The following is a 6,477-nucleotide window of genomic DNA, read 5'->3' as shown; positions in this document are numbered from 1 at the left end:
CGGGTTCAAGTCCCGCCTGAGGTACAAAAATTTACTTATAAACGCAGTTAATTGCGGGAATAGCTCAATTGGTAGAGCGTCAGCCTTCCAAGCTGAATGTTGCGAGTTCGAGTCTCGTTTCCCGCTCTACTTCAAAAGAAGTGGGAGCCTTGGTGGTGGAATTGGTAGACACGCAGGACTTAAAATCCTGTGTCCATTAGGACGTGCGGGTTCAAGTCCCGCCTGAGGTACAAAAAAACGCTCGAACAACTACTTGTGTTATTCGAGCGTTTTTTTATGTGCATTTTCTTCGCAACTGAAACATGCATTTTTGGTAGACCAACAAAGAATGTTTTTCGTCATTAAATTATTTTTCTACTACTTTAAAGAAGAAAAATCAGAAGCATATGAAATTTATACCATCCGTGTATTTTGAGCAAACCTACTAAAAAAACTTCTCGTTTACGACCTGTAACAATACAATTCGAGTTGTAGTAAGATTACTTGCATAAATCTTTTCAATGATTAATTCTTTTTTTATACAAAAACCCAACCAGGTAGTCTTTCTCATCTGAATTTTGTAGAGGTGTAACAATAGAATAAAAATATTGCAATTATCTTCTAACTAAGAAAGAGTATTGATGATTATAATAAATAATTATAGGTGATTATAAAAAATTTATCATCTCCTAAATCATTCTCAACCAACGAGAAAAAAAATATTTTTATTTTTTTTTATAATTAATTTGGTAAAACGAAAAAACTTGCAATATATTTGCACCCACAATAAGCGGGAATAGCTCAATTGGTAGAGCGTCAGCCTTCCAAGCTGAATGTTGCGAGTTCGAGTCTCGTTTCCCGCTCCAAAAAACAGCACAATTATAGTGCTGTTTTTTTTATTCGCTAAACTCTAAGTAGGGTTCCATTTCTTTGAATTTAGCATCTGAAATTACATAACATTTCTGTAACGTTGCGGCATCGGGAAATCGTCCACCAAGTGAATAGCGATATTTAATAATCGTATTGGCCTGTCTTTCTGTGAAACCTATTTTCATCCAACCTTCTTTATCGAGTTTATTGGGATCAAATTTCTCTAACTCAATAGTCTGTTTTTGTTCGTTAGTAATTGTTGCAGCGGAAGATTCTTTAACTGACGTATTGTTTAACGTTTTACTTGTTCGATAAACACGTGACTTCTCTGGTAAATCGATATAAGGTTTCATTTCTTGGAACTTCTCGTCAGAAATCACATAGCATTTTGATAATTGCTCTAAGGATGTAAACTCATTACCGACAATTCTTTTGTACTTAAGAATTGTTTCTGCTTGCTTTTTGCTAAAACCGATTTTCATCCAATCATTTTCTGAATAATCATTCGGATTGAAGCGGGAATAAACAATATTTCTCCTTGTTTGTTGCTTGCCTAATCGCAGATCACTTTTAGATTTTTCGGGTAATAAAATATACGGTGATAGCATCGCATAGGCTTCGTCATTGATTACATAGCATTTTCTTATTTGTTCTTTCGACTCAAATTTCCCACCTAACATTGCTTTGTATTTCATGATTACTTCTGCTTGTTTTGGTGTAAAACCATATTTATGCCAATCGGTTTGGGTAAGATCATTCGGGTCGAATGCAGTTATAACAGTATCAATTTTCGATTTCGAAAAGCGATTCTTGTAAGGGGATGAAGATAAGGTTGCTTTTGCTTCTGCAGAAAGTAAGATTTGCTTTAGTTCGCTTTGCTGAATTTCCTCGAAAACCAAATTTTCTTTCGAACTCCCAAATACCATTATACCCTCACCTATCAATAGAATAATACAAAAAACTATAAGACCTGTTTTCTGTGTTTTGGTCAATAATAGAAAAGGTAATAAAGAAGATTTCATGAATCGTTAGTTTTTTGTTATTACAAAAACCAGCGTACAAATCTAAACTATACAAACAAATGTCAGTGTTTGTTAACCTTCTATAACAAGTAGTTGAGATGTAAAGATAAACAATAAAAGAATATAAAACAACTATTAATTGACTAATGTTGAGTATTTTATAAATCGAATACCGATTTTCTTCTGACAACAAAGCAGTCTTTTACCCACAAAGCAAAGGCCATAACGAAATAGATTATAAAGGCAATACCCAAGGTCGCGAAAGCTAAATAAATGTACAAAAGACGTAATTTGGCAACTCGTACACCTATTTTATCTGCAATCCTCTCGATTACATTGAACCATGAAATCTCGGTGATGTTTCTCAACTTATCTAGCATAGGGTTTTAGCACTTCGTATCCGATGCTGCAATTTAAACATTTTTTTGGTAAACAAAAATGTTCGTACGCTTGTATATAAGCCTGAGAATCGTAAGCATTTTTATTTTTCAGACCTGCTTTTTCATAACAATTTGTTATATTATTTTTCTCTGGTTTTAACTCTTCATACATCGTAAGCCAGCGCTCGTCTACTTCTTCATCACGATAAACAGCATACGCAAAACGCAAAGGCAATATAGTATTTAGTATAATATTTTCTATCTTAGATACACTTATTTTCTTACTCACTTTTACGCTTTCTTCTCCAAAACGATAACGTTTTTCCCAATATAAATCTACTTCGATTGATTGAAAAACTGCTATTATTTCTTCTTTTGATGATGCACTCATCAAAACCGAAAATAAGTTTTTATACATTCCGTACAAAGCGGCTAACTGAGCAATCCGAATGGTCGGGAAACTTATCGGACGCATACGAAAGTAACGAAACAAATGGTCAGGTATCGGATCAAGGTCGTACTTTACTCGAAGGAATTGATATTTTTCTGATAAGCTTCTATGATACTCATCCTGATACGCGTCTTCTAACATCCCTGCCTGACCGAAAAACAAAGCTGTTAGTACTTCTCTATTAAATTGTACTTTTTGCAAAACCGAAAAAGGAAAAGAAACACTCCATTGCGAAAATATTTCTGCATTCACTTTCAGCCCAAAAGTATAGGATAATTGACGAAAAAGAACAGCTTCCCAATTGTTTTGTACTTTCTCTAATTCAGATAATATTTTTGTGGATTTCATCATCATTCTATCCAACAAAAGTTGATTTTTCCATAAAGATAGCTTCTCCTCCTCTACTCGATCAATCAACAAATAGCATGGAATATTGTATCTTTCTGTAGTCAATTGATGATAAACTTCGATTGTTTTTGGGTCGATGAGGTTTTTTAGCTCTAAGGTTTCAATACCCAAATCTTCTAGCAATGGAATAGTTACATCTTGCTCATAAACCACATGCAAAATTATCGTATGATAATTTGGGTTTATGTTGTGATTATGATGCAACCAATCGGATGATTTTGTGTGAATTTCGACCGATCCATACCAATTCAATTGATCAATCTTCAGATGAGCTTCTAGAAAATCTGGGCCAGCATTCGGATTAGAAACGCCAACCTTTTCTATATCGATCGTTTTGCCTGATAGAGTTTTTGCATTCTTGAACCGAAATAGCTTGAATCGCCAAATATGATGTAGAAAATCCTCCCTCATGTGACTCGATTTTTTACTTAGCTTGTCTAAAAGCTACAAAAATTTTTTATCAAAAAAAAATCGATTTGATTTCTCAAACCGATTTTCTTCCAAAGCATTAAGCGTGTATTATATACTTCTTCGAGTTCTAAATATCGTCGTCTCCTTTTAATTTTTCTGCATTTTCTGCAACCTTCAACGCATCGATCATTTCTTGGATGTCGCCATTCATGAAATTGTCTAAATTATAAATCGATTTATTAATACGATGATCGGTTACACGACCTTGCGGATAATTATAGGTTCTGATTTTTGCCGAACGGTCACCAGTAGAAACCAAAGATTTTCTCTGTTCTGATCGTTCTGCATGTTTCTTTTCGAATTCTATTTCGTACAATTTGGTTCGTAATAACTGTAAAGCTTTTTCACGATTTTTATGTTGTGAGCGTGCTTCTTGACAAACAATTACGATCCCAGAAGGCTTATGAGTCAATTGTACTTTTGTTTCTACTTTGTTCACATTCTGCCCACCTGCACCAGACGAACGCGCCGTTTGATATTCTAAATCAGCTGGGTTAATTTCTACGTCGACTTCCTCTGCCTCAGGCAAAACCGCCACTGTAATGGCCGAAGTATGTACACGACCTTGCGATTCGGTTTCTGGTACTCGTTGTACACGATGCACACCCGACTCGTATTTCATCGTACCATAAACAGCATTTCCTTCTACCGAAATGACCATTTCTTTGAAACCTTTCCCAGATGCTTCAGAGGTATTGAGAACCTCATGTTGCCAACCCTTTTGTTTGAAGTACATTGCGTACATTCGGTAAATATCTTCTACGAAAATTGCCGCTTCATCTCCTCCGGTTCCGGCACGCAACTCAACTATTACGTTTTTGTCATCTTCGGGATCTTTCGGGATTAGCATAAATTTTATTTCTTCTTCCAGCTTTGGAATTTTGTGCAATGCTTCGTCTTTTTCTAGCTTTGCCAACTCAACCATTTCTTCATCCGATCCATCGGCAATAATTGCATTTGCCTCCTCAAGCACATTGAGCAAACCTTCGTATTCTTCTTGTTTTTCTACATAATCACGTAGATCCGAATATTCTTTGTTTAGTTTAGCATAGCGTGCTTGATCGGTGATAATGTCGGGTTGAATGATTAAATCTGCTACTTCATCAAACCGCTGTTTTATAGCACGTAATTTATCTAATAGTCCTGTATCTGCCATTTTTTTTCTTTGGGTGGTAAAGATACGGCTTCACAAGCATTTCTGGAAATTTGGCTTTAACTTTCCAACGATTTTAGAATTTATCTGATTCTATAGAAATTTTATTAGAAACAGAATACATAGGCAAACCTCTTGGCTGTAGCCCGACATAAACTTTCTTGCTCTTTCCTAACAAATTCGACCTTACAGAAACCTGAATCGTTTTTTGATGCTTGATTTTCCCTTCCCACAACACCTCTCGAATATCTTCTAAATATACCACAGAATGATGCGGATCGCCAATAAACACCAAGTAAAGCAAAGGTAAATCTTGAAAATTTTTACTGGAAAAAATAGCAGGTGATACAGATGACAACTCGATAACAACAGTGTTTTCTGCAGGATAATTGACACTGCTCATAAGATGAAAAGCATAGTTTTCTTCGGGTTTGAAATTTTCTACTTTCGTAATAAAGTATGGTTTGTCTCGCCATCCTATCACCGATTGATTGCTTTTTTGCCAACGAGAAACAAACACAAAATCCTTCCCATCAAAATCGTTCAATTGTTGCCAATCATCGAAACTCGACCGTCGGTTATCCAAGGTTCTATATACCCATGTAGACCTATTTGCATAAAATGCGAACAAGGATGCTTCTTGATATTTTTCGAATATAACAAGAGAATCTTTTACTTCGTTTCCAATGCGCAAGGCCGCGTCTCGATTGTCATACAACCAAGATAAAGAAGGAGAAAGTAATAAAATTCTTGCAACAATTAGCACAATAAGATTCGCAAATCCTAACCGAAAAAATAATTTATTGTCTAGATCTTCTGTTAGATACAACCATATGAGTTGTGCAACAAATCCTATCAAAAGCCATTGAAGTTGCGGTTTGTTTTTTAGGCTCATCACCAGAAAAAACACCATTGGCATTAAAGATAAATACAAAATAGACTGATCGAATCTATATCTTCTTTTTATATTTTTTATCGAGAAAAAAGTTTTCCAAAGAAAAGGAGAATACGCCAATGTCCCCAAAAACAAACCTCCAATAAGCAGATAAGCAATAGCATCGAAATGTATTTTGGTCTGATTTCGTTCTGCGAGATGATAACGAAAAGGAACAAAATCGTGTTCGATTAACCAAAATATATGAGGAATATAGAGTAGGAATGCGATGAAAATAGTAAGATAGAATTTTTTACTGTTCAGTAAGAACAGAAAATGTGGCAACAAGGTAAATGCAACCACTAAAAATCCGTGATATTTACTGTAAAACAAACCAGCGATAGCAAAAGATAGTCCTAAAAAAGCCAAGGATTTTTTTTGATCTAAAAATTGCTTCAGATAATAGAGGTACAATAAAGTAAAAAACAACAAGACTGTATCAGGTGTAGAGATGAATCCGAAGAGTTGTAAAAACGGTGTGGAAGCAAAAAGACATAAAACTTTCCAACGTTGCAAGGTTGATTTAGGTTGTAAGATTGCGTAAAAAAGGAAAAATTTGAAGGTAAAAAGAATTGTTGAAATAAATCTTAATCCTATTTCTTGCGTTGTTACAAAATTTCCTAACCTAATCATCCATGCAATCATCGGTGGATGATCATAATATCCAAAAGCGAGATGTTTAGACCATACCCAGTAATATGCTTCGTCATCGACTAAGGGTGTAAAGGTTGCCTGAAGAAAATTGAGCAGAAGAAGCAACACAAAACAAAGGACAAAAGCGTATTTTTTCATAAATAACTAATCATCTA

5 protein-coding genes and 3 tRNA genes are annotated in these 6,477 nt (G+C 35.0%); 3 read left to right on the top strand and 5 right to left on the bottom strand.

Annotated features, from left to right (window positions below):
* Positions 1-53: 53 nt before the first annotated feature.
* The 3 genes from HMPREF2660_RS05300 (at position 54) to HMPREF2660_RS05290 (ending at position 845) form a co-directional block, all read left to right on the top strand.
* A tRNA-Gly gene (locus tag HMPREF2660_RS05300) sits at positions 54-126 on the top strand.
* 20 nt (positions 127-146) lie between these two features.
* A tRNA-Leu gene (locus HMPREF2660_RS05295) sits at positions 147-230 on the top strand.
* A 539-nt stretch (positions 231-769) separates the two neighbouring features.
* Positions 770-845, top strand: a tRNA-Gly gene (locus HMPREF2660_RS05290).
* 30 nt (positions 846-875) lie between these two features.
* Here the strand turns inward: HMPREF2660_RS05290 and HMPREF2660_RS05285 are convergent.
* The 5 genes from HMPREF2660_RS05285 to HMPREF2660_RS05265 all read right to left on the bottom strand — a co-directional run bounded on the left by HMPREF2660_RS05285 (position 876) and on the right by HMPREF2660_RS05265 (position 6,460).
* On the bottom strand, positions 876-1,871 hold the full coding sequence (locus HMPREF2660_RS05285) for a ComEA family DNA-binding protein (RefSeq protein WP_070485959.1): 996 nt from the start codon (positions 1,869-1,871) through the stop codon (positions 876-878).
* 158 nt (positions 1,872-2,029) lie between these two features.
* On the bottom strand, positions 2,030-2,251 hold the full coding sequence (locus HMPREF2660_RS05280; protein WP_013597777.1) for a hypothetical protein: 222 nt from the start codon (positions 2,249-2,251) through the stop codon (positions 2,030-2,032).
* A complete protein-coding gene (locus HMPREF2660_RS05275; protein WP_013597778.1) occupies positions 2,241-3,521 on the bottom strand; it encodes a DUF2851 family protein in 1,281 nt (426 codons plus the stop codon). Before HMPREF2660_RS05275 ends, HMPREF2660_RS05280 begins: the two co-directional genes overlap by 11 nt.
* 127 nt (positions 3,522-3,648) lie before the next feature.
* The gene (gene prfA, locus HMPREF2660_RS05270; RefSeq protein WP_013597779.1) at positions 3,649-4,737 is read right to left on the bottom strand and encodes a peptide chain release factor 1; all 1,089 of its coding nucleotides are present in this window, start codon (positions 4,735-4,737) and stop codon (positions 3,649-3,651) included.
* Between the two features lie 73 nt (positions 4,738-4,810).
* On the bottom strand, positions 4,811-6,460 hold the full coding sequence (locus HMPREF2660_RS05265; protein ID WP_070485957.1) for an ArnT family glycosyltransferase: 1,650 nt from the start codon (positions 6,458-6,460) through the stop codon (positions 4,811-4,813).
* Positions 6,461-6,477 lie beyond the last annotated feature (17 nt).

This window comes from Weeksella sp. HMSC059D05 (assembly GCF_001809725.1).
Lineage (GTDB): Bacteria > Bacteroidota > Bacteroidia > Flavobacteriales > Weeksellaceae > Weeksella > Weeksella virosa.
The sequence above is the reverse complement of the archived record's forward strand: the minus strand, read 5'-3'. Positions and strand labels throughout refer to the sequence as shown.